This window comes from Natrialba sp. PRR66 (assembly GCF_034808065.1).
In the GTDB taxonomy this organism is placed as follows: Archaea; Halobacteriota; Halobacteria; order Halobacteriales; family Natrialbaceae; genus Natrialba; species Natrialba aegyptia.
This window is the reverse complement of the sequence record NZ_JAXHGN010000005.1, coordinates 28,129-51,654: the sequence shown is the minus strand read 5'-3', so window position 1 is coordinate 51,654 and position 23,526 is coordinate 28,129. Positions and strand designations below refer to the sequence as shown.

The 23,526-nt window shown below is 62.3% G+C and carries 23 protein-coding genes and 2 tRNA genes; 14 read left to right on the top strand and 11 right to left on the bottom strand.

What is annotated here, in order from left to right; all coding sequences use genetic code 11:
• Positions 1-39: 39 nt before the first annotated feature.
• Positions 40-885: a hypothetical protein gene (locus tag SM755_RS17200; RefSeq protein ID WP_323174065.1), complete on the bottom strand. Its 846-nt coding sequence runs from the start codon at positions 883-885 to the stop codon at positions 40-42.
• 125 nt (positions 886-1,010) lie between these two features.
• Here SM755_RS17200 and SM755_RS17195 point away from each other — a divergent pair, with 125 nt between their 5' ends.
• Positions 1,011-1,886: an AAA family ATPase gene (locus tag SM755_RS17195; RefSeq protein WP_323173740.1), complete on the top strand. Its 876-nt coding sequence runs from the start codon at positions 1,011-1,013 to the stop codon at positions 1,884-1,886.
• 5 nt (positions 1,887-1,891) lie between these two features.
• Here SM755_RS17195 and SM755_RS17190 read toward each other — a convergent pair whose 3' ends face one another.
• From SM755_RS17190 to SM755_RS17180, 3 genes are all read right to left on the bottom strand, one after another.
• The gene (locus tag SM755_RS17190; protein ID WP_323173739.1) at positions 1,892-2,752 is read right to left on the bottom strand and encodes an ABC transporter permease subunit; all 861 of its coding nucleotides are present in this window, start codon (positions 2,750-2,752) and stop codon (positions 1,892-1,894) included.
• On the bottom strand, positions 2,749-3,681 hold the full coding sequence (locus SM755_RS17185; RefSeq protein ID WP_323173738.1) for an ABC transporter ATP-binding protein: 933 nt from the start codon (positions 3,679-3,681) through the stop codon (positions 2,749-2,751). Before SM755_RS17185 ends, SM755_RS17190 begins: the two co-directional genes overlap by 4 nt.
• Positions 3,682-3,876: 195 nt before the next feature.
• On the bottom strand, positions 3,877-5,034 hold the full coding sequence (locus tag SM755_RS17180) for a CBS domain-containing protein (protein ID WP_323173737.1): 1,158 nt from the start codon (positions 5,032-5,034) through the stop codon (positions 3,877-3,879).
• Positions 5,035-5,203: 169 nt separating this feature from the next.
• Here SM755_RS17180 and SM755_RS17175 point away from each other — a divergent pair, with 169 nt between their 5' ends.
• The 3 genes from SM755_RS17175 (at position 5,204) to SM755_RS17165 (ending at position 7,390) form a co-directional block, all read left to right on the top strand.
• Entirely contained in the window at positions 5,204-5,524 is a 321-nt protein-coding gene (locus SM755_RS17175) for a lycopene cyclase domain-containing protein (protein WP_323173736.1), read from the top strand.
• Positions 5,525-5,569: 45 nt separating this feature from the next.
• Positions 5,570-6,346, top strand: a complete 777-nt coding sequence (locus SM755_RS17170) for a CAP domain-containing protein (protein ID WP_323173735.1) — start codon at positions 5,570-5,572, stop codon at positions 6,344-6,346.
• 96 nt (positions 6,347-6,442) lie between these two features.
• Positions 6,443-7,390 carry a hypothetical protein gene (locus SM755_RS17165; protein ID WP_323173734.1) on the top strand — a complete coding sequence of 316 codons (948 nt, stop codon included), beginning with the start codon at positions 6,443-6,445 and terminating at the stop codon, positions 7,388-7,390.
• A 56-nt stretch (positions 7,391-7,446) separates the two neighbouring features.
• On the opposite strand, the gene SM755_RS17160 is transcribed toward SM755_RS17165, so the two are convergent.
• The gene (locus SM755_RS17160) at positions 7,447-8,355 is read right to left on the bottom strand and encodes an AEC family transporter (protein WP_323174064.1); all 909 of its coding nucleotides are present in this window, start codon (positions 8,353-8,355) and stop codon (positions 7,447-7,449) included.
• A gap of 177 nt (positions 8,356-8,532) precedes the next feature.
• Here SM755_RS17160 and SM755_RS17155 point away from each other — a divergent pair, with 177 nt between their 5' ends.
• Entirely contained in the window at positions 8,533-9,141 is a 609-nt protein-coding gene (locus tag SM755_RS17155) for a DUF192 domain-containing protein (RefSeq protein ID WP_323173733.1), read from the top strand.
• 181 nt (positions 9,142-9,322) lie between these two features.
• Here the strand turns inward: SM755_RS17155 and SM755_RS17150 are convergent.
• A tRNA-Val gene (locus SM755_RS17150) sits at positions 9,323-9,397 on the bottom strand.
• 179 nt (positions 9,398-9,576) lie between these two features.
• Between SM755_RS17150 and trpD the strand changes: the two genes are divergently transcribed.
• From trpD to trpG, 4 genes are read left to right on the top strand one after another with little or no spacing between them, the layout of a single operon-like run.
• Entirely contained in the window at positions 9,577-10,617 is a 1,041-nt protein-coding gene (gene trpD / locus SM755_RS17145) for an anthranilate phosphoribosyltransferase (protein WP_323173732.1), read from the top strand.
• A complete protein-coding gene (locus SM755_RS17140) occupies positions 10,614-11,276 on the top strand; it encodes a phosphoribosylanthranilate isomerase (protein WP_323173731.1) in 663 nt (220 codons plus the stop codon). Before trpD ends, SM755_RS17140 begins: the two co-directional genes overlap by 4 nt.
• Positions 11,277-11,280: 4 nt before the next feature.
• Positions 11,281-13,071, top strand: a complete 1,791-nt coding sequence (gene trpE / locus SM755_RS17135; RefSeq protein WP_323173730.1) for an anthranilate synthase component I — start codon at positions 11,281-11,283, stop codon at positions 13,069-13,071.
• Complete coding sequence (trpG, locus tag SM755_RS17130) at positions 13,068-13,745, top strand: anthranilate synthase component II (protein ID WP_323173729.1); 678 nt, start codon at positions 13,068-13,070, stop codon at positions 13,743-13,745. Before trpE ends, trpG begins: the two co-directional genes overlap by 4 nt.
• A gap of 109 nt (positions 13,746-13,854) precedes the next feature.
• On the opposite strand, the gene SM755_RS17125 is transcribed toward trpG, so the two are convergent.
• On the bottom strand, positions 13,855-14,037 hold the full coding sequence (locus SM755_RS17125) for a hypothetical protein (protein WP_006666730.1): 183 nt from the start codon (positions 14,035-14,037) through the stop codon (positions 13,855-13,857).
• A 444-nt stretch (positions 14,038-14,481) separates the two neighbouring features.
• On the opposite strand from SM755_RS17125, the gene SM755_RS17120 reads away from it, so the two are divergent.
• Positions 14,482-17,619: an adenosylcobalamin-dependent ribonucleoside-diphosphate reductase gene (locus tag SM755_RS17120; RefSeq protein WP_323173728.1), complete on the top strand. Its 3,138-nt coding sequence runs from the start codon at positions 14,482-14,484 to the stop codon at positions 17,617-17,619.
• A gap of 117 nt (positions 17,620-17,736) precedes the next feature.
• A complete protein-coding gene (locus SM755_RS17115) occupies positions 17,737-17,907 on the top strand; it encodes an HVO_2523 family zinc finger protein (RefSeq protein ID WP_006109038.1) in 171 nt (56 codons plus the stop codon).
• Positions 17,908-17,978: 71 nt separating this feature from the next.
• Here SM755_RS17115 and SM755_RS17110 read toward each other — a convergent pair whose 3' ends face one another.
• Positions 17,979-18,722 carry a VTT domain-containing protein gene (locus tag SM755_RS17110; protein ID WP_323173727.1) on the bottom strand — a complete coding sequence of 248 codons (744 nt, stop codon included), beginning with the start codon at positions 18,720-18,722 and terminating at the stop codon, positions 17,979-17,981.
• A gap of 210 nt (positions 18,723-18,932) precedes the next feature.
• Here SM755_RS17110 and SM755_RS17105 point away from each other — a divergent pair, with 210 nt between their 5' ends.
• Positions 18,933-19,415 carry a DUF5830 family protein gene (locus tag SM755_RS17105; protein WP_323173726.1) on the top strand — a complete coding sequence of 161 codons (483 nt, stop codon included), beginning with the start codon at positions 18,933-18,935 and terminating at the stop codon, positions 19,413-19,415.
• A 163-nt stretch (positions 19,416-19,578) separates the two neighbouring features.
• Here SM755_RS17105 and SM755_RS17100 read toward each other — a convergent pair whose 3' ends face one another.
• The gene (locus SM755_RS17100) at positions 19,579-20,814 is read right to left on the bottom strand and encodes a hypothetical protein (RefSeq protein ID WP_323173725.1); all 1,236 of its coding nucleotides are present in this window, start codon (positions 20,812-20,814) and stop codon (positions 19,579-19,581) included.
• Positions 20,815-20,916: 102 nt separating this feature from the next.
• Between SM755_RS17100 and SM755_RS17095 the strand changes: the two genes are divergently transcribed.
• Positions 20,917-21,068, top strand: a tRNA-Met gene (locus SM755_RS17095).
• A gap of 591 nt (positions 21,069-21,659) precedes the next feature.
• Here the strand turns inward: SM755_RS17095 and SM755_RS17090 are convergent.
• Positions 21,660-22,130 (bottom strand): hypothetical protein, encoded by a 471-nt coding sequence (locus tag SM755_RS17090; RefSeq protein ID WP_323173724.1) that lies wholly within the window; start codon positions 22,128-22,130, stop codon positions 21,660-21,662.
• A gap of 758 nt (positions 22,131-22,888) precedes the next feature.
• On the opposite strand from SM755_RS17090, the gene SM755_RS17085 reads away from it, so the two are divergent.
• Positions 22,889-23,206, top strand: a complete 318-nt coding sequence (locus tag SM755_RS17085; protein ID WP_323173723.1) for a HalOD1 output domain-containing protein — start codon at positions 22,889-22,891, stop codon at positions 23,204-23,206.
• Positions 23,207-23,223: 17 nt separating this feature from the next.
• Here SM755_RS17085 and SM755_RS17080 read toward each other — a convergent pair whose 3' ends face one another.
• A complete protein-coding gene (locus SM755_RS17080; protein ID WP_323173722.1) occupies positions 23,224-23,523 on the bottom strand; it encodes a HalOD1 output domain-containing protein in 300 nt (99 codons plus the stop codon).
• Between the last annotated feature and the right edge of the window lie 3 nt (positions 23,524-23,526).

The following is a 23,526-nucleotide window of genomic DNA, read 5'->3' as shown; positions in this document are numbered from 1 at the left end:
TCCGTTGGACTGAAAAGCCGGCATCGAGTTCGGACCCACTCAAGTATCGTCGGTGCCGTCGGCGTCATCAGCAGCCCCCTCACTGACAGGATCGGTCCCCTCCGTACTCGCCGTTTGCTCCTCCTGCTCCTGTGATTCATCCGCAGCCGCCGACTCGGTATCGGATCGGTGCTCGGCGAGCGCCTCCCCGATTGTCAACTCCCCGGCCGCGACGCGGCGGGCGAGCAGTTCGTCGATCGCCCGATTCGTCCGACTCTGCTCGCGCGAGCGATCCTTGATCACCTGGAGTTCACCCGCAGTCGGCTCGATATCGCGGGCGTCGACGACCTCCCCTTCGTGCCGGGCAATGTTGACCGCGGCCAACACGTCGCCCATCCCTCGCGCACCGGTCCCGAGGTAGGGCGTCGTCCCCGTCTCGTCGACGAGTTCGACTTGCACGTCCTCCAGGTCGTTGACCAATTTTGAACTCCGGAGGCGCGCGCCGTCGCCGATGCGAACGACCGGGTCGGCGGCGTCGCTCACTTCGCGTTGGATCACGGCCACCGCGTCGGCGAGTGGCACCTGAAACGCGGCGACGACCGTCTCGCCCGCCAGCACGGCGATGCCGGGGTCGCGTCCCGGATCGACGCCGATAATCGTCCGCCCGCCCGCGCCTCGAAGCGTCGTCAACGCCTGATCGACCGCCCGCCGCGGCTCGTCGGGTTCGGCGACGACCGTCGGCACGTCGCCCAACTCGGCTGCCGATTCCGCGTCCGTGATGACCACGGACGTTCGATCCGGCAACTCGGCGTCCGGCTCGACGGTCGTGAACTCGGTCCCCCGGTCCCGGAGTTCGGTAACGACGCCGTGGTAGACCTCGAAGTCCGCTGTCGCGACGACGATCACACTCGTCTTTCGCCGGCCCGCCGAATAAACGTGTCCGACGCCAGCGCCGGCACCGCGGCGCGAGAACGAGTCGGCCGTCGGTGACGTTTCGGGGACTTTTTGCCCGAACAACACCAATTACGGGCGTGAACGACGCGGCAATCCAGACCGGGTGCGGGCCGGTCGACGAGTTACTCGGCGGGGGATTCGAGCGCGGCACCGTGACGCAACTGTACGGACCACCGGCCGCAGGCAAGACCAACCTCGCCCTCTCGGCTGCCGTCGAAACCGCCGCCACCGGCGGGACCGTCGTCTACATCGACACCGAAGGCGTCTCGGTCGATCGCTTCGACCAACTGCTGTCCGCTCGCGTCGGCACGGATGGGGCGGTCGCCGGTGACCGAGACCGAGATCCGAACTCAAACCCAACCCTGGACCCGGACCCAGACGAACTCGAATCGGGGACGGAACCAACGATGGAACGCGATACCGGGCCCAAATCGAAATCCCATCCTGAACGCGACACAGACACCACCGGTGACACCCACCCCGACATCGAAACCGTCGCCTCGCGAATCGTCATCGAAGACGCCCTCGACTTCGAAGAACAAGCCGAAGCCGTCCGCGATGCCGAAGAGTTCGCCGAGCGGGCGGACCTGATCGTCCTCGACAGCGCAACCGGCTTCTACCGACTCGAACGCACCGGCGAGGGCAGCGACGGCGAAGCCCTGCGAAGCGTCACCAGACAGGTGACACACCTCCTCTCGCTCGCGCGCAAACACGAACTCGCGGTCGTACTCACGAACCAGGTGTTCGCCGATCCCGACTCGGACCGCACGCGCGCACTCGGCGGAAACACGCTCGAACACTGGACCGGCGTCGTCTTGCGACTCGAGCGCTTTCGCGGTGGCAAACGACGTGCGATGCTCGAAAAACACCGCTCGAAACCGGCAGGAGAGTCGGCACAGTTCCGGATTACGGATGCAGGTATCGAAGGCGACGGCGAGCGGGGGCGACACTAGTTACACTACAGGTCTGTCTTCCGGAATCGCAGGTAGCCGAAACAGAGCGGGCCGACGATCCAGCCGAGAAGGATCACGAACGCGAACAGCGGCTGTTCGTAGACGGCGGGATTGTCCGGAACGGCGTGAAACGGGATGGTCTCGAACGCCGGAACGAGTCCGCCGGCGAAGTTCGTAAACGCGGTCATCGGATTCAGGGCGACGACGAAGTCGACCCACGGCGGCGATGTTTCGGGGAGCGTGAAGCCGGACACGACATAGAGGAGAATCTGCGGAAGGACGGTCCAGAGCTGGAAGACGAAGACGACGTAGGCGCTGAACGCCGCAAACGAGGCTCGAGTCGAGGTTTTCGTGACGACCGAGATAGCGACGGCAATCGCGGTAAACGTGATCGTGAGGACGAAAAAGGCGAGCAGGGACCCGGCAAACAGCGTTCCGTCGATCGAGACGCCCATCACGAGCGCGATCGGCGCGGCGACGAGCAGCGCTGCAAGGGCGCTCATGGCGATGACGATGCTTCGCCCGAGCAGCGTCCCGAGAACGACCGTCTGCCGGGAAAACGGAAGGCCGAGCAGCACCGTCAGCGAGCCCGTCGATCGTTTCTCGACCAGCGCGGGGGCGACGACCCCGAGTGCGACGAGCGGAATCAACAGCGTGACCGGGGCGAGCAACTGGGAGACGAGTTCGATGTCGACCTGCGCGGACGTTCGCCGGGCGGTTCGGCCCGCCGCGTACGCGAGTCCGGCACCGAGCAGTGCGAACATACCGACGAGAACGTGGGCCTGTCGATCGCGGACGGCGTCCTGGACGTCCTCGCGGGTAAAGAGCAGCAGGCGGCCGAAGAACCCGAGACCGGCCTGGCTCATGCGACACCCTCCGTGACGGTCGCGAAGAGTTCATCCAGCGACGGATCGGTCGTCGAGACGTTCGAAACGGTTGCGGGTGAGTCGTGGCAGGCGGCGATAACCGGCGCTTTCGCGCGGTTCTCACAGGCGACTTCGATCGTCGTGCCGTTGGTTTCGAGTTCTGCGACGCCGTCGATGGACGAGAGGCGGTCGAGTGCGTCGGCGGGGACTTGCGAGAGTTCGAGCGTGACGCGGGCCATGCCGCCGACGGTTTCGCGGAGGTGGTCGATGCTGTCGACGGTGACGAGTTGGCCGGCGTCGAGGATGGCGACGCGGTCACAGACCGCCTCGACCTGTTCTAAGATGTGACTCGAGAAGAAGACGGTCGCGCCGCGGTCGCGCTCCTCGCGAACGATGCGCCGCATCGTGCGGGCACCGTTGGGGTCGAGGCCGGTCGACGGCTCGTCGAGGACGAGCAGGTCGGGCTCGCCGGCCAGCGCCATCGCGAGCATGAGCCGCTGGGCCATCCCCTTCGAGTACTGGTCGACGGGGTAGGCGTCCGGACCGAGCATGTTCACCCGCTCTAACAGTTCCTCCGGGTCGTCGGTGGCGTTCTTGGACTCGATCGCGAACTCGACGTGTTCGCGCCCCGTCCGTTCGCCGATCGGGCCGTAGCCGTCCGGAAGGACGCCAGTGCGTTCGCGCACACTGACGCTGTCGGTCTGGACGTCGTGACCCAGGACGTGGACCGACCCGCTGGTTGGCTGGACGTAATCGAGCATGATGTCGATTGCAGTCGACTTGCCGGCCCCGTTCGGGCCGAGAAAGCCGAACACCTCCCCTTCTTCGACGGTGAGATCGACGTTCCGGAGGGCAGTCACGGAACTACTACGGATAATACCGCGGCGCTTGTAGCGCTTTGACACGCCACTGAATTCGATGGCGACCATACAGCAGACCCCACAGCCATCGCTAATAGACTTTGTGTTTGGCTGTCAAGTTCGTGCGACTGGGCCGGGATTGGAACGCTGAACTCGTAAGACTAGCTGCCAAGCGACAGGGTATGCTGACCGTGGTGGCTGTGACGACTCTGGAGACGAGCAGGATGCAAAAGAAACGAAAGGAAGGCGACGAAGCGACGGCCGCTACAGTTCGTTCAGTTTCCGAAGGAGTTGGCCGCGGTACTCCTCGTCGCTCGTAATGCCCTTGACTTCGAGGACGTTACGCTCGAGTTTGTCGAGCGCCACGCGGAAGGCGTTCTCCGCGCCGTAGCCCTCGCCGGTGCCGGCGACCTGCCCCTTGTTTGTCCGCAGGCGGACCTGGCAGTGAATCAACGGCGTGCCGCGGAGTTTCTCCTTGTGTTCCTTGAATCGCACGTGGACGTGAAGCACCTGCATGTCGGCGTACTTGTCCGAGACGTTCTCGATGCTCTGGACGATCGACTCTCGGGTGATCGTATCGAGCAGCGAGACGTTCGTAATCTGGACGTCCATGTGTTCCTCTTCGGTGAACGTCAGCGCCCGCAGAACGTCCGTCTTGGTGATGACCCCGATGACGGTCCGATCGTCGTCTTCGGGCGTCACCATCAGCCCTGCGTAGTCGTTATCGAGCATCGTCCTGACGGCCTCCTCAGCAGTGGCATCGAGGGTCGTCGTACTGACCGGGCTGTTCATGATGTCGTAGACCGGCACATCGAGCAGGCGCTGGGTATCGCCGACACGATCGCCCGTCGTCGTCGTGTGATTCTCCCGAATGACGAAGTCGGCGATGTCGTGGGTCGTGACCACACCGGTGAGGTAGCCGTTTTCGTTCAACACCGGCAGTCGCGAGATGCCGTGTTCGCGCAGGTGATTGATCGCCTTCCCGACGCCGTCGTCTTCCTGCAGCGTGACCGGGTCAGCCGTGTAAATATCCTCGACGGTAAGCGCATCGAGATTCTCGAGAACCGCCTCGAGAATCGCATCGTCGGAGATGACGCCCCACAGGTCGTCGTGCTCGAAGACCGGCGCGACCTTGGCGTTACTCTCGACGAGCACGCGGGCGGTCTCCCGAATATCTTCCTGCCGGTCGACCTTCGGGGACGGCGTGCTCCGACTGGGTTTGGTAAGTGCCGCAACCTTCGCGTCGTCCTCGACGTGAGATTGGAGGAGCTCCCGCTCGCTGATGACGCCCTCGTAGTCCCCGTCGTCAGTGACGATGATTCCCTTGGGGTTGCCGTCCTCGAACGTCGAACGGACTTTCCCCATTCGCGTCCCGACATCGACTTCGATGTAGTCCTGGGTGGCGATATCAGCGATATTCATCCTTGCGAATGGATATACTACATCAGGGGTTTTGAACATACCGCACGGTTTGTCCGGGTCGGACCGTTATGCAACGGATCGATCCAAGTCGGACCGTTTCGTAACGAGTCGATCCGGGTTAGCTCGCAGGGCCAGACACTATTTTGCCCGAACCCGATGTAATGCGCGTATGAGGTCCGATATCGGCGTTCTCGGACGGTACACGTACCTCGCAACGGAACTCTTCTGGGGAACGATCGCGGCCGCCTTACTGTACCGGGCAAACGCGGTCCGCAAAGCGGCGGTGACGATCCTCGCCCTCTATCCCATCGCATACCTCTGGGACCGATACACACTCGCCGTCGGGGTCTTCAGTATCGAACTCCGAACGGGAATCGAAATCGCCGGCATCCCGCTCGAAGAACACCTGTTCATGGCCGTCGTGCCGGGTCTCGTCATCGGCTTTCACGAGACCATATTTGGCAGCGAACAGACAACTATCACCGAATGAGAGTAATCACGGCTGTCTTATTCCTGGACACCAACGAGGGAGATGATGGACCGACGGGACCAGTCGACGGCCGAGACGCAGCCGGAGCCATCGGACGACTCCCGCACTCGCACTGGCTCCACGATTCGCTCCCTCGGACGCCTCCTCCTCACAGCCGTCCTCGTCGGCGGACTGTTCGCCGGCACGGCGATGCTCGCACCGATCGTAATCGACGACCTCGATTCCATCGGCGACATCCCTATTACCGAACGGCCCGCCCCGAGTTCGGACCCGCCGCCGGCCGGCGAGCGAAACCCCGAGGTAACCGACCCGGACGACCCCGGGGACTCGGCCTACGAAACCGACGTTGAGACCGTGACGGCGACGACCGTCGAGGACTTCGTCCACGCCGAAGTCAACGAGCGACGGGCCGACCACGGACTCGAACCGCTGGCGTGGGACGGGACCATCGCCTCCGTCTCCCGCGCACACAGCGCCGACATGGCCCAGCAGGAGTACTTCTCGCACACGAACCCTGCCGGCGAAGGACCGTACGATCGATTCACCGCCGTCGACAACTACTGTCGCGCCTACGGCGAGAACATCGCCATGACCTGGGTCGATAGGCGCGTCGAGTCCCCCAACGGAGAGACCGTTGTCGAACACCAGACCGCCGAAGGCCTCGCGACCGGCCTCGTCAACCAGTGGATGAACTCGACGGATCACCGGAAGGCCATCCTCGAGCAGCACAATTCCCAGGGCTGGGACCGGGCCGGAGTCGGCGTCTACATCGACGACGACGGTGCGGTCTACGCGTCGCAGAACTTCTGTCGCGAGTTGTAGGCTGTCGAAGTCGGAGTCGACACCGGCACGCAACCACCCACAACCGCCGCCGGAGCAGGGGAACGGTTATGGTTCCGGCACCAGCAGACCCGCACGATGAGCGACGACCGAGTTCAGTCCCACTCCGACCCCGACTCCGGCTCCGAAAGCGAGGCCGAGTCGACAATGGAATCGGGTGCCGACCCCGAGCCCTTCGAACCGGGTGGCGGTCCCAACCGCGTCGTTTCCGAGGAGAGCGTCGACGATATTCTCGACTCGCTCGCGGAGACGGGCGCAGCAGCAGACTCCTCGCGGATAGAGATTCCGTCGAGTGACGACTCGACGGCCGACGAGACCGGGGACGACTTTGCGGACGGTGAGACTGCGGCCGAGGAACCCAGTAGTGAGTCGTCACCAACCAACCCGAATAGCAACGAGCGGGTGGCGAGCGCGAGAGAAGAAGCGACGACGGAAACAGCTGCGGAGCGCGTCGCGAGCAGTTCGCCGATCGAAAACGCTACCGACGCCAGTGTCGCCGCCGGTGGCGTTCAGACCGGTGATGGCGCTGGTACTGCCGGCAGTGACGAGAGCGGTGACACGAGTTCTAACGGGAACGGCACCGCCGCTGCTGTCGCCGGCGAGCCAACTGCGACGGGCACCGACAACGAGACGGATATCAGCCCCGACCTCGCCGCCCGTATCGAACATGGCACCGTCACCGGAGCCGACGTTCGCACTGCGGAGGCAGGCACCGACCGTGAGTCCATATCGGACATCGACGAGATCGAACTCTCGATGGACGACCTCGAAACGAGCACGGCCACCGGCCCCGGTTCTGCCAGCTCCGGCTCACCCGCCAGTGACTCGCCCGGCGCTATCGACGACATCCCCGAAGACGCCGGACCGCTCGCGGGATCGATCGACGGCTCGAGTTCACCGGCCGATGGTGTGGGAGCTGCGTCCGCCACCAACTCCGCTACGGATCACGACGACACCGACAGCGCCGCCGCAACCGACGACTCGCCGGGGCTGCTCGGCCGTCTCAAAGAACTCTTCTCGCGATAGTCTCGGGGTTCGACTGCGGTGACGATGCGTGTTATCACAGGGATCTGAACGAGCCATTACCCGACGAGCGTAATCAACAGGAACAGCGTCGCGATCGACGCGAGCGTGGTTACGAACACGTTCAGCGAGGCGAACGCCTCGTCGCCGCCGAGTTCGTTTGCGAAGACGAACGTCGAGACGGCGGTCGGCGTGCCGAGCATGACGACGGTTGCGGTGACCGTCGCGGTATCGACGGCGAGCCACGAGAAAATCGCCCACGCGAGCAGCGGCATGCAGCAGATTTTGAGCGCGACGACGGCACCCGTCGCACCGGCGTCGACCGACGGTGTGTCGATCTGGAGGGACGCGCCGACACAAAGCAACGCGAGCGGGAGGGCGAACATGCTGAGAACGTCGAGGCCGGTCGTGACGGCCGGCGCAACCGAGACGTGTGCCGACCCGATCGCCAGGCCGGCTAGCAGCGAGAGCAACACGGGGTTCGTCGCAAGTCGCCGCAGTTCCGCACTGAGCGTGGCGTTCGCTCCGTTGAGCGACGAGAGGACGAGAATCGTCAGCGGCAACTGCAATAGCGTGACGACGCCGAGGACGACGCTTGCGATCGCCGTCACGTCGTCGGCGAAGGTCGCCGCGACGAGCGGCAAGCCGAGATAGCCGAGGTTCGAGTGGTACGATTGGACGATAGCCACGCTTCGACGCGAGTCAGCCGTGCGATTTCGATGGACGAGCCAGGCGATACCCGCCGTGAGTCCGAAGACGAGCGCCAGCCCGCCTGCGAGCGACGGCGAGAGCAACTCGTCGATCGCCTGGTCGTAGGTCGCAACGAAGACGAGCGCCGGCAGCGCAACGTAGTACGCGGCAGCGTTGAGCCACGCAGTGCGTGTCGTATCGAGGAGACCAACCGTTCGGAGTCCGGCTCCGAACAACAACAACGCGAGCAACGCAAGCAGCCGACCGAGCACGTCCACGTCCACGTCCATAGTCCGCCCCAGTCGACTCTGGCATTTCTACCGTTCGGTTCCGGCTAGTACTGAAACCATTACGAATCGACTCAATACCAGCACGTAGGATCTCTCTACGTACAGAAAGTGACGAAACGTGTAACAAACGTTTATGAATGGTGTCGTGGTCGGTGGTGCCTGATAATGACCCCGCCGCGTTCACCGACCACAGACCGTCGAACCGTTCTTGCAGGCTTTGCGACGAGTCTCGGTTCGATCGGACTTGCGGGCTGTCTCAACGAGAGTACCGAAAGCAACGAAGACGAAGAAGGGGAGCAAAACGGTCAAGATGACCAGGAAAGCGAAGACCCGGCGGAGAACGCGAGTTCAAACGGCGACGAATCGTCGGCAACAGTACATTCGGACTACGAGACGACCGACGTTCGGATAACGACTCCCGATGGCGATGACGTTGGCGAGGTGACGGCAGCGATCGCTGATACGCCGACATTACAACGGGTGGGGCTGAGCGAGACCGAAGAGTTACCCGAAGACCGCGGGATGCTGTTCGTCTACGAAGCGGTGGACGATCGGACGTTCATAATGCCGGAGATGTCGTTCGGGATCGATATCATCTTTGCAGATGAAGAGGGCGTTATCACGGGTATTCACCACGCACCAGAACCGGGACCGGACGAAGACGGGTCCGAACAAACCTACCCCGGTCGCGGTCAATACGTGCTGGAAGTCGGATACGAGTGGACTGCCGATCGAGGCGTCGAAGAAGGTGATCGACTCCAGTTCGACCTGTAGGCGTCGTGGAAACTGCTCGCTCGTTTTCGAGTGACAGAGTGAGAACTCGTCGCATTGTGTCGCTGAGAAATGGGGTGGGGCAGATTTGAACCACGGTCGTTCCGCTTCGCTACACTCCCTGATTCAAATCTTCCCAACGGTACAACCCAGTCGCTCACGGATTTGTTCGCGACAGAAGTAGTGGGTTGGGGCAGATTTGAACTGCCGGCCTCCTCCATGTCAAGGAGGTGTCATAACCAGACTAGACCACCAACCCGCCTGGTTTCGCTTTCCGTGGCCCGCGGCGCCACGCTGTCTGCACTCGTTCGTTGCCCGCCACCGTAATTGAAGGTTTCGAATCGATCGTCGTACGCAACTGGTCCGCACGCTCCAACAGGCTTAATATGGTGTACTCATATGAACATCATAAGACAATAACGTACATTGGTGTTCACTATGCAGGAGTATGTCGAACGAGTGACCGACGGAACGAATCTCACACAATCGGAGGCTCGAGCGGCCTCGACGGCCGTCTTCGAAGACGCAACCGAGGCACAGATCGGCGCGCTGCTTGCCGCACTGCGTGCGAAAGGGGAAACCGAAGCCGAAATCGCCGGCTTCGCCCAAGGCATGCGCAACGCCGCACGGACGATCGAACCGGACCGCGAACCGCTGGTCGATACCTGCGGGACGGGCGGCGACGACTACAACACCATCAACGTCTCGACGACGAGTTCAATCGTCGCCGCCGGGGCCGGTGTGCCGATCGCGAAGCACGGGAACTACTCGGTGTCGTCGTCGTCGGGAAGCGCGGACGTACTCGAGGAAGTCGGGGTCAACGTCGAGGCCGAACCGCCGGCAGTCGAGGACGCCATCGAGCGCGACGGGATCGGCTTCATGCTCGCGCCGGTGTTCCACCCGGCGATGAAGGCCGTCATCGGCCCGCGCAAAGAACTCGGTATGCGGACGGTTTTCAACGTCCTCGGACCGCTGACGAACCCCGCCGGCGCGGACGCGCAGGTGATCGGCGTCTACGATTCCGAACTCGTTCCCGTACTTGCGAACGCACTCGCGCGGATGGAGGTCGACCGGGCGCTGGTCGTCCACGGTTCCGGCACGGACGAAATCGCGATTCACGGCGAGACGGCCGTCGCGGAGGTCGAGGGCGAGAGCGTCGACGAGTTCACGATCGACCCAGCGGCCCTCGGACTCGACGAGCACGACATCGACGACATCGCCGGCGGAACGCCCGCGGAGAACGCGACCGATCTGCGCGGGATCGTCGAGGGGTCAGTGACAGGAGCCAAGCGCGACGTGATCCTCGCGAACGCCGGCGCGGCGATTTACGTCGCCGGCGAGGCGGACTCGCTTGCGGACGGCGCGGCAGTCGCGCGCGAGGCGATCGAGTCGGGCGCGGCGGCGACGAAACTCGAGCAACTCTGTACGACCACGGCAGCGTCCGAGCCGGAGCCGGAGTCAGAACCACAACCCCGATGACGCGCGTCAAGATCTGCGGCCTGACGAACGCGGCGGATATCGAAACCGCGATCGACGCCGGAACTGACGCCGTCGGCGTCATCTGTGACGTGCCGGTCGACACGCCCCGAGAAGTCGCCGCCGACCGCGCACGTGAACTCGTCGCGGCCGTGCCGCCGTTCGTGACGGCGGTGCTCGTGACGATGCCTGAAACGGCGGCGGCAGCGATCGACCTGGTCGAGCGCGTCGAACCCGACGCAGTGCAGGTCCATGGGAGCCTTGAGCCAACTGAACTCGGGTCCCTGCATGAGACGATCGATGCGGACCTCATTGCTGCCGTCGATGCCGGCAAGATGGATGCCTCGCTCGTCGGCGAGTACGCTGAGGCGGTCGATGCGCTCATTGTCGACAGCGCGGGTGAAGACGGCGGCGGTGGTACCGGCGAAACACACGACTGGGATCGAACGCGAACAGTGACGAACGCGCTTGAGACGCCGGTGATCCTCGCCGGGGGACTCACGCCCGAAAACGTCGCGGACGCAGTGCGGGCGGTCGATCCGTTCGCCGTCGACGTTGCAAGCGGCGTCGAGACCGCGGGCGGGAGCAAGGATACTGATGCCGTTCGATCGTTCGTCGACCGAGCCAGACACGCCGAACAGACGACGGGGTTGCAGCCGTAATCCTATGAGTGACACGACTTCGAATGCAGACGACCTCCTTTCGTTCAATATCGACCGTGAAACGTTCTGTGCGTATGCCACCGGTGACAGGACAACAGCCGACGACCGACCTGCCGTCGTGCGTACCGTCGCAACACTCGATCTCGAGACGACGCCGCTGACTGCCTATGCGGCGCTGACCGGACGGACGAACGCAGAACCGAGAACGGGAACCAACACAGACGAGGAGACAACGGCGACCGATCGCGACCCCTCGCCGTACGCCTTCCTGCTCGAAAGCGCGGACAAGACGCCGTCGAGCGATCCGGATGGTGCCTTCCGGCCGCGGTCCGACGGCACGGAGCGACACGCGCGATTCTCGTACGTGGGCTACGACCCCGAAGCCGTCGTCACCGTCGAACCGGACGGGATGCGTGTCGAGGCGCTCTCGCCGGATGCGCCGCTCGAGTTCATCGCTGCCGACGACAGTACTGACGATGCCAGCGCAACCGGCGATACCGTCGACGCGCTTCGACGGGCCATGCCCGACGTGCGACTCGCGAACGTCCCCGATCACGACCGACAGCATCTGGACGGCGGTCTCGTCGGCTTTCTCGCCTACGACGCCGTCTACGATCTCTGGCTCGAGGAGGTCGGCTGCGAGCGACCGAACTCGCGGTTTCCGGACGCGCAGTTCGTCCTGACGACGAAGACGCTCGCGTTCGACGAACGCGACGGGACGGTGTCGCTCGTCTTCACACCGATCGTCGGCACCGAGGACGACCCCGCTGCCGTCTACGACGACCTCCGCGCCGAGGCGGCCGCCGTCGCGTCGACGCTGCGGACCGCCGACCGGCCCGATCCCGGCGGCTTCGTTCGCGAAAACGAGATCGCCGGGTCGCCGGAACGCTACGAAGCGAGCGTCAAGCGGGCGAAAGAACACGTCCTCGACGGCGATATCTACCAGGGCGTCATCTCCCGGTCGCGCGAACTCTACGGGGAGGTCGATCCCATCGGCTTCTACGAGGCGATGCGAGAGATCAACCCCTCGCCGTACATGTACTTGCTCGATCACGACGACCTGACCGTCGTCGGTGCAAGTCCCGAAACGCTGCTGTCGGTGCGCGGGCGCGAAGTCATGGCGAATCCGATCGCCGGCACCTGCGACCGCGGGACGAGCCCCGTCGAGGACCGCCGACTGGCGGGCGAGATGCTCGCGGACGAGAAGGAGCGCGCCGAACACACCATGTTGGTCGACCTCGCGCGAAACGACGTGCGGCGCGTCTCGGCGGCCGGCTCCGTCCGCGTCGACGAGTTCATGAACGTGCTGAAGTACAGCCACGTCCAGCACATCGAGTCGACGGTGACGGGCGAGTTGGCCGCGGACGCCGACGCGTTCGACGCGACGCGGGCGTCGTTTCCCGCGGGGACGCTCTCGGGCGCGCCGAAGATCCGTGCGATGGAGCTCATCGACGAACTCGAGACTGAGCCCCGCGGGCTGTACGGCGGGGGCGTCGGCTACTACTCCTGGACGGGCGACGCCGATTTCGCGATCGTCATTCGGACGGCGACGGTGGAGGCGGACGCGCCGGTCCCCGATTCGGACGGGCGAACGGGGGATCGGATCACGGTTCGCGCGGGAGCCGGCCTGGTCGCCGATAGCGATCCTACGGCCGAGTACGAGGAGACGGAACAGAAGATGGGCGGCGTTCTGGCGGCACTCGAAGCGATTGAGCGTGACGCCGATGCCGACGTTGACGGAGCGGAGACCACGACCGTTGATTCGGCCGCCGAGACGCCGGAGGTGAGCCGATGAGCGAGCGGGCAGTCGATCGACGCGACGCGGCGCGGGGAGCACAGACGCAGGCACAGGCACAGGCACAGACGCGGACACAGCGCGTGCTCTTCGTCGATAACTACGATTCGTTCACGTACAACCTCGTGGAGTACGTGAGCCAGCAGGCGAACACGGAGACCGCCGTGGTGAAGAATACGGCCTCGCTCGCGGACGTGCGGGCCACCGATCCCGACGCGATCATCATCAGTCCCGGTCCCGGCCACCCGAAGAACGACCGCGACGTCGGCGTCTCGACGGCCGTGCTCCGCGAGTTCAGTCCCGAGATACCGACGCTCGGCGTCTGTCTCGGCCTCGAGGCCGCCGTCTACGAGTTCGGCGGGACGGTCGGGCGAGCACCCGAACCGATCCACGGCAAGGCGTCGACGGTCGATCACGACGGGACGGGCGTCTTCGCCGGCCTCGAACAGGGCTTTCAGGCCGGCCGATACCACTCGCTGGTGGCGACCGACGTTCCCGACTGCTTCGAGGTGACGGCGACGGCGACCCACGGCGACGCCGAACTCGTGATGGGGATCCGCCACCGCGAGTACCCGATCGAGTGCGTCCAATTCCATCCGGAGAGCGTGCTGACGGCCGTCGGCCACGATATTATCGAAAATTTCCTCGCAGCCGTAGACGGGGCCGACGAGTAGCGTTGCTCGGTGTGACGATCAACGCGATAGATCGGCCGAGACCGTCGCGCTCGGCGGGTTCGTGATCCGGAGTGGGAAAAGAGGAGAGTACGAGCGCCGGATCGGTCCATTAGACCCCGGGGAGCAGTCCGAGCGTCCCGGTGGCATACAGCGCGGCGAGAACGACCGCAGCGATGATCCCGACGCGGACGGCCAGTTTGATCGCAATACGAATCGCAATGACAGCGACCGCGAAGGCGGCCAGCGCCGCCAGCACGAGAAACACCGTCGACCCTGTTAGTGGTTCGACCATGATCGAACTCCCGTACCCCAGTGCCGTAATCTTTCTGGATATCCTGACAGCAGTTTAACGGGGACCATGTCGATATCTGATATCTATCTCGGAAATCGAGCTTCACACCGCGTTACATCCGTGAAGCGGCGTTTTGCCAATCACAGCTGTTATCATCTATTGCTACTGACGGTCACTTTCAGGTCGCTCTGATAATCGTTAAGGCACTCGACCACGTAGCAGTATTCAGCGCGAGCGGCGACACTCCCGGTCGTCCACGGACAGATGTCATAGAGACATCTTTACAACCACACTTGTGCTACTCCAACACGAGTAGGATAACAACACCACGTTTTATGATGGATGCATGAATACCAGACCTTCGTCACGAATGATGAGAGCCAGGACTCGGATACACGCACGAATCGACACAGCGCGACGTGATACCCGCGAGGTGACTCTCGCGTGAGCGAACACGACATCTCCGCGGCGGATCTCACCCTCCCGATCAAACGCACCGAGGGCGAGACGCTCGAGCAGCGACTGACCGCAAACGCCTACAACAACATCCTGCCCGCACGCTACCTGCGCAAGGACGCCAATGGCGACCTCATCGAAGAACAGGAAGACCTCTTCGAACGAGTCGGCAGGAACATCGCCCTCGCCGAGGCGGTGTACGAGGCCGAACAGCAGGATACCACGATCACCGTCACGCCCGACCAACTCAAACCGGACCACCCGCGCCGAGACGAACTCGCCGCGGAGGTCTTCGGCGCTGGCACCACGGTCGACGACGACGTCGAAACGGAACTCACCGAACACAACGTCAACAAGTTCGCCTACGAGACCGTTGTTCCAGAACTTCCAGCCCCGGTCCGCGAGCACGTCGAGGACGTCGCCGAAACGTTCACCGACGGCATGGAATCGCTTTCGTTCATGCCGAACTCGCCGACCCTGATGAACGCCGGCGACGAACTCCAGCAGCTGTCGGCCTGTTTCGTCATGAGCCCGGACGACGACCTCTCGGACATCCACGAGACCGCAAAGAAGGCCGCAGAGGTCTTCCAGTCCGGCGGCGGCGTCGGCTACGGGTTCTGGCAACTGCGCCCCTACGGCGACGCGGTCGGCTCCACCGGCGGCATCGCCTCGGGCCCGATCACCTTCATGCGGACCTACGACCAGCTCTGCGAAACCATCGCCCAGGGCGGTACCCGCCGCGGTGCCCAGATGGGCATCATGCGCGTCTCTCACCCCGACGTCATCGAGTTCATCCACGCGAAGAACAAGGACGTCTCGCTGGCTCACTGTCTGCGTCTCAACGACCCCGACGACTACACCTACACCTCCTTCAGCGAAGCGCTCGAAGAGGCTCGAAGCCTGATCGACGAGGACGGCCGCGTCCCGAAGCACCTGCGCAACGCCGTCGAAGGCCATCTCTCTAACTTCAATATCTCCGTCGGCGTCACCGACGCGTTCATGGAGGCCGTCCAAAACGGCGACGAGTACACGTTCACCAACCCGCGCACGGAAGAGCCCCACATCGCGACCGAGGAAACCAAGGAGATGTACAGCCGCTACGATCTCGGCGAACACGTCGAGGTCGGCGAGCCGCTGTCGATTCCGGCCGAACTCATCTTCGAACGCATCGTCGAGGGCGCTCACGAAAACGGAGAGCCTGGCGTCATTTACCTTGAGCGGGTGAACAAGGAACACTCCTTCGACACCGAAGCGAACCCTGACCACAGAATACTTGCAACGAATCCCTGCGGGGAACAGCCCCTAGAGGAACACGAGGCCTGCAACCTCGGCCACATCAACCTCTCGACGCTCGCCGATCAGGCAGCGCCCGACTGGCGGGTCTGGTCCGAGGCACACGCAGACGAGTTCACCTCGCAAGCCGAGGCCATCGACGCCTTCCTCGCGGAGGCCATCGACTACGACGAGTTCGACGAGCGCATCGAGTACGGCACCCGGTTCCTCGAAAACGTCGTGACGATGTCGGACTTCCCGGTCGAAGAGATCGAAGAGACGGTCCGGGACATGCGCAAGATCGGCCTGGGAATCATGGGGCTGGCACAGTTGTACGTTCAGCTCGGCGTCAAATACGGCAGCGAGGAGGGCAACGAAATCGCCCGCCAGCTGATGACCCACATCAACCACGGCGCGAAGGCAAAGAGTCACGAACTCGCCGAAGAGCGCGGCTCCTTTAACGACTGGGACGACTCGAAGTACGCGGCCCCGACCGAGTACCGCGAGTGGTTCGAGCGCCAGACCGGCGAGGACGCCGACGAGTGGGAGGACGGGTTCCCCATTCGGAACCACAACGTGACGACCATCGCCCCCACGGGCACCACGAGTATGGTCGGCAACACGACCGGCGGCTGTGAGCCGATCTACAACGTCGCCTACTACAAGAACGTCACCGACGACGTGCAGGGCGACGAGATGCTGGTCGAGTTCGACGACTACTTCCTTCGCACCTTGGAGGCCAACGACATCGACGTCGAGGCCGTCAAGGAAGAGGCCCAGGAACAGATGGCGACCAACCAGTTCGACGGCGTCGAAGGGCTTTCGACCGTGCCGGACGCCATCGGCGAACTGTTCGTCATCACCGCGGACCTCTCGGCCAAACAGCACGCCGCCGTCCAGTGTGCCTGCCAGAAGGGCGTCGACTCCGCGATTTCGAAGACCGTCAACGCGCCGAACGACTCCACACTCGAGGACGCAAAGGAGGTCTTCGAGTGGGTCTACGAGAACGGCGGCAAGGGCGTCACCTACTACCGCGACGGCACCCGCTCGAAGCAGGTGCTCACCACGCGCGCCGAGAACACCGACTTCGCGGACGAAACCGAAGCTGCCGAGGCCCTCGTCGACCAGATCGACGAGATCTTCGGCGGTCTCGAAGCCTTCCTCGGGAGCGAGGACGTACAGGCGGTACTCGAGGAGGATGCCGACGAACTCGCCGGCGACGCTCGCGATGGCGCTGCAGAATCGGAGCGGGAGCCGATCCACGTCGACTTCACCGAAAAGCGCGAGCGCCCCGACGCGCTCCAGGGCGTCAGCCAGCGCATCGACACCGGCTACGGCAAGGTCTACGTGACGATCAACGAAGATCCCGAAACCGGCCAGCCGTTCGAGCTGTTCGCCAACATTGGCCACTCCGGCGGCTTTACGAACTCCTTTACCGAAGCGCTCGCGAAGGTCATCTCGACCTCGCTGCGTTCGGGCGTCGACCCCGACGAAATCGTCGACGAACTCTGTGGCACCCGAAGTCCGAAGGTCGCCTGGGACAAGGGCGAGCAGATCCAGTCGATCCCCGATGCAATCGGCACCGCGATGCGCCGATACCTCGAAGACGAGATCGACAAGCCGTACCCGACCCAGCAGACCCTAGAGGACGCAGCCGAGACGGGAACGGACGCCGAGTTCAGCGAGCCGGAAACCGACGGCGGTGCGGGCGTTGCCGACCGCGACAGTGACGATGCGACGCAGGATCTCATCGACGCCGGCGAGTCGCCAGAGTGCCCCGAGTGTGGCTCCCTGTCGCTTTACTTCTCCGAAGGCTGCAAGACCTGCGAGTCCTGTGGCTGGAGCGAGTGCTAAGCGGGCGACGTAGCGAGCGAACTCGGTTTTGTTTCCGGTCGATTTTCGGTTCCAATCGCGTTCCGTCTCCGAATCGGATCACCAACACTTAGCACCGTACAGCCGGTAGCGAATCGTATGGCCGGTGACGATGGCGGCGATAACTTCGATCGGAATCAGACGGCCGCGGAGACTGCGGGAGGGCCGACCTGTCCCCGCTGTCGCGGCGAGTTATTCAAACGCCACTGCAAGTATGTCTGTCCGCAACACGGTGTCGTGTACGATTGTGCCGATACGTTCTGGACGTAGGGCGACACACGCTGTGTCACGGTCGTCCAGCGTTCAGTGAGCCCTCACCGCACCAGGTCCTGATAGCTCGGTTACCGGCTCCCGGTGGACCGCTGTTGCCGTGAGCGAACCACGCGATAGACCGGTCCAGCAAGTAAACACAACACGGCTAGACAACAGGCGACCGACAGCATCAACCCGAGTTCACCGACGCCATCAGTGGCGACCGTTCCAGCGGACGCGCCGACGACGACCGCGCCGAGTGTCCACGGGAGTTCGCCGAGGAGGGTTCCGAGAACGAACGTGCGAAAGGAGACACCGCTGACCGCTGCAGCGCACGTCGAGAGGTCAGAGGGAACCGGTGCCAACCGCGAGGCTGTGACCCCGCGAAGCGGGCCCGCCGCCTCGTAGTAGCGGTCGATGACGGCGTTTGTCCGCTGGAACAGGCCGGTGAACGGCGATTTGGGTGCGCGTTCGTGTTCGCGTTCATCTGCTTGCGTATCGGTACTTCCGTCGGCATCGTCACCGACAGCGATCCGAACGCCCAGAAAGACCGGCGTAACGGTGACGATGACGCCACCGAGTGCGAACGGAACGCCCATCGTGATACCGTAGCCGTACCCGACGACGGCGGCAAGCGGCGTCGTTGGCCAGGCAAATAGCGGTCGGACGAGATAGAGTCCGGCGACGGCCATACCGAACGCGACAGGGTTCGCTGCCAGCGATTCGACGGCCACAACGACCGACGACGGCGAGACGAGAAGTCCCGCAGTGACGGCTGCGCTGGCGACGAGCACGCCAGCGAGAACTCGCGTCGAGACCGGCAGCGCCGACATCGGTCGGGCTTTTTCGGCAATCGTTGAAACCTTTGTGCTCTGACGCTGTCGATTCCCGTCCGCGCGAGTTGCGAACTGGGCGGCGACGACCATCACCACCACGACCGTGACCACAGCCACAGCCACAACCACAACCATAATCGCAACCGCAAATCCGCTCGTTCGGACACGTCACAACGTTTATTCGCCCCGCTCTGTGACCTCTCATCGATGGCGCGCGACGGGTCCGGGAACGAACACGAACACGAACACGAACATGAACGCGAACGCGAGCAACGTGAGCGTACAGACAACACAGAAACCGAGCCACAGCACCGCGGACAGCCAAACAGCCACGACGAACGCGTCGAACTCGGCCTTGCACTCCTCGAGCGCCTCGAACACGACTCCCTCTCGCTCGCCGACGTCGTCGATCGAATCGAGACGGTCACGACCGATCCCACGATCACCCGAACCATCCTCGACGAAGCCGAACTTCGCGGAATTATCGACCGCGAGGACGGCATCGTCCGACCGAAAAGCCGCCAGTACGTCCGCTTCGAACAGGACGTCATCACCAAGGACGGCGAGTTCAGTTGCCGCCGGTGCGGCTGTGGCCTCTCGACCGGCTACTTCATCACGCTCGACGCGGGTGAACTCGGGCCCTTCGGCTCGTCGTGTATCCGGAAGGTGACTGGACGTGAGACGGACTGACTGAGAACTCGCCAGCGAGGGCGACGGCTGGTGGTCGTGTAACCGACCACTAGATCAGTGCGGCAACAACGGAGCGGGGAGGAGCGAGGAGGAGAGAGGAGGAGAGAGGAGGAGAGAGCGGAGCGAGGATAGTAGATAGGAGAGTGTGCAGACAACTGCGACGTTATCGACCCTGGCGAAGTTCAGTAATCAACTGTTCGATCGTCCGTTGTTGTTGCTCGATGAGTTCGTTCTGTTCCTCGAGTGCCGCCTCGAGCGTGTCGAGCCGGTCGAGGACTTCGGGGTCGGTACCGGCGCTGGGAGTATCGCCCGTCGCACCCACACCCGAACTCGCACCCACACCGGACCCAGCGGCCGAACTGAACTCGTCCTCTCCGGCGGCCTCGTCGGTCTCGTCGAAAATTGGATCGGTATCGGCGATTCCGGAGTCGGTTTCGGGAGCGGCGGCAGACGATTGCTCCGAGACGGTGTCGGTGTGGGCTGAGTCGGAAGCGGTGGATCGAGAGTGAGAAGCAGACTGGGATTGGGACTGAGACTGCATTTCATCACGGCCCGGCTGACTCTCAGCCGAACGCGTGTCCGCTTGCTGGCCAAGCGGGTCGGTGGAGTGATCTTGCTGTGTCTGGCTCCGTGATGGGTCGCGCTCTCGCTCTCCGTCATCGTGGTCCGTCAACTCGGGCGGATTGGCGTCGAGCGGGTCGACACCGTCACCGAAGTCCATCGAGGCGTCGGATGTCCCGGTATCGTCATCGGAGTCGTCTTCGCCGACTGTCTCGTTGAGTTCAGCGAGCGACTCGACATCGTGGTACTCAAACAGTGCACGTTGGAGGCGCTCGCGGAGGTCGTTTGCTTCGTCGTTTGGGGCCTTGATCCGCTGCGGGCGACCATCGACGGAAAGGACGATCTGAGTAGCGACGCTGCCGTCCTCGAACGAAAGGTTCGTCACGTCTTCGAAGGCGTACTCCTCGTAATCCTCGTCCCAGACTGCGCCACCGATGTGTTTGACTAACCGCTCGCTCGTGATGAGCAGCGTGAGCTCGCTAAAGCGATACGTCTGGACGACCGTCTCACCGGGCTCCGTAATCTCGTTGCCGTTCAAAATACCTGCAATCACCGGATGCAACGCCTCGTCCGTCTTGCTCGACGGAACGGAGAACTCCTGTGTACCCTCGAGTGCGTACTCGAGCGTGAATTTGGTCTTGCGACGACCCTCCGAAAGCGTAAGGCGATCCGCGTCGTGGGAATACTCGTTAACCGATTCGTCGCTCAAGAGTCCCTCCGAACGGTAGACGAGCGTCCGCGTGGGTGTAATGAAGAGTTCATCCTCGCCGCCGAGAGAGACGCGTGCCGCGATCTCCTCGCCATCGAGAGTAGACTGAACGATGCCGGGAACGTTCATGAAACGCAGTTCGTAATAACGTGTGATAAATCCGTGGGTCCAGATTGCACGACCGGCGGGAATGAGAAGGTTAAAGAGAGAGACGGCACTACCGAAGAGTGAGCCCGGGTGGCTTAGCTGGACATAGCGCCGCACTCATAGGGTTCAGAGATTCGGTGCGGTTTCGCCTTGGAAGCCTCCGTGTCCCACAGAGGACTGCCGAGCCTCGGACCTGGGACATGCGGAGATCGAGGGTTCGGAGCCCTCCCCGGGCATTTCCCACTTTTCCATATCGCTAGATTCCCCACGAGTGCAGTGGCCGCTTCGTCTACGGTCGGCTACGAGAACGACACGTGCGACGACGGCCCTCGCCGGGTAGCAGGTGAGTGATTACCGAGCGGGGAGAGCTCCATATCGATAGTCGGGGGGAGAGTGCAACCAGCTCTCGGATCGCCGAGACGATCCGGACGGCAGGCTGGGAGACATCGGTGAGAAGCACCATCGGAGTGGGAAACGGAGTGGGATGGGTGAGATAGCAGGGAACTGCCCCCAGGATAGGCGTCCGCGGTTGGCAACGACGGATATGCATTCCCTGCTACCAACGGTTTGTCCAGATTATTGTGATGATAGTGACTAATAGGCTGTGAATTGCTGGAACTCACGGCGTTCAGTACAGGACTTCGTTCGTCCTCACGCCAACATCACAGCGTCTCTCCGGAAACCGTGTCTACAATGACCGACAGCGGCGGACGAGTCACTGCCATCGGTCGCCAAAAGTGAACTCGTGGGCTGGCCACGGGAACTCATGGAACCGTACTTACCGAAAAGAAGGGGAGGAATCGTGTCTCCGTGGCTATCCGGAGTCCTTACAGATTGACGGAATTATTCGATGTTCTAACACTGATTCCGTGCGGCCCGATCGCAACTCGTACATTGCTTGTCTCCACAACGATTCCGTTTCTCCTGTCTTTCTCGTTGTGATGGTGCCCCTTCTTATCGCCTTTCTTCCGCTTGCCTTTCTTCTTCCCGTGTTTCTTGCCGTCCTTCTTCTTCTTGCCGTCCTTCTTCTTGTCGTGTTTCTTGTCGTGCTTCTTGCCGTCCTTCTTCTTCTTGCCGTGTTTCTTCTTGTCGTGCTTCTTGCCGTGTTTCTTCTTGCCGTGCTTCTTGCCGTGTTTCTTCTTGCCGTGCTTCTTCTTGCTATCTCTCTTTTTCCCGTCTTTCTTCTTCTGGTCGTTATGCGCGGAAACGGCACCAGTCAGTCCGACCGTTCCGAGACTGACGATACCGGTCGTCCGGAGCACGTTGCGGCGAGTACGGATTGATTGATCGTCTGTCATTCTGATTCGCACACCCCACCACTCCCTCATCCGGATACCGTTATTAGTGGCAACAAATGTTACAATAGTAACTACACCTAACTAGAATCAAAACGATTGGCTGAAAAGAGTGCTTTCAGCCTCACTTCCAAACGACTGCTCGGAATTCAAAGAACCGTGTCAAATACAACTCTACAAGAAAATCAAGTGGAGTCGTATTTGGTGGGAAGTCAGTAACGAAAGTACTCACGAGAACAGTTCTAACATATTCCGAGGTAATCCGTTATACGCAGCTACAAGGCTCTGTTCGGCCAGTTGTGATCGAAAGGGCGGCGCAGATAGTAATTTATTACTTTCCGGTAATAGGTATATACGCCTTCGAAAACGAACCGGAGGACAAATTTGTCGCTAGACGGAACTGTTTCGAGACTCTATGGTCAAATGATGTATTTTTGTGTAGCAGAGTGATGGGCGTATTCAATATAATTCACGATCCACAAGAGTCCGCCTCCGACGGAATACTAATTGCCATTCTGAACTCTGGTGAGCAACTGCTTCTGTTTTGAAACCGTTGTTGATGATCGAGTTCAACTCGGTCGAAACCGCTCTTGTCATCGAAAGTGGACGCCGAGAACGGGTGTCGAACGGTGAGTCAGCCCCGGTTGCCCCTCGAATCGGCCCGCGAATCTGGAAATCGTCAGACGTGTGGCTGACGTGTGGCTGCCACGCGTCAGAAAACCATCAGCGGTTTTATCTTGGATGGTGTGGCACGGAGTAGTATGGGGTCGGGGACCCAACCGAGTATCGAGATACTACAGCAGATTGCAACAGCCGAAGGTGTCGATCCGACTGAACTCGAACCGCCGCTCTACAACGTTATCGATCCGGACGCACTCGATACACTGGTTCAGTCGATGGCCGACAGGACGAACACTGACTTTGGAACCCACGCGAAGCCAGCACGCTCGAAAATCGAGTTCACCTACTGCGGGTATACAGTTCGTGTGGACGAGACTGGCCGTGTCGACGTGCGGCCAACAGCAGATCGGCTTTCAGAGTCACGAGCGAACTCGACGGAGGACGCCCAGAGTGATTAATGGGTGAAGAGTAACACCTAGGATTCGATCTGAATCGTGCCGTCTGCGGTTATCGTGACGAGACAGTCGCTGTACTCGAAGGAGACAGAGCCATCGGTTCGGAGCCCGTTGGCACGCGGCTCGAACAGTCGTTCGAGTGCGTCAGCGTTGATTGCGTAGTGGAGCGGTTCGAGTTCAGTGACGTCTTCGTTGCAGGCGGTTGCGACGGCGGTTGCGACCGCGACGCTGAGCGGTTCGTCGTCGAGACGGTCGTACTGAGTGGTATACGGTTCCTCTGTGCGTGAGACTGGTTGCGATGGTGAAGGCATTTTAGTCATTGC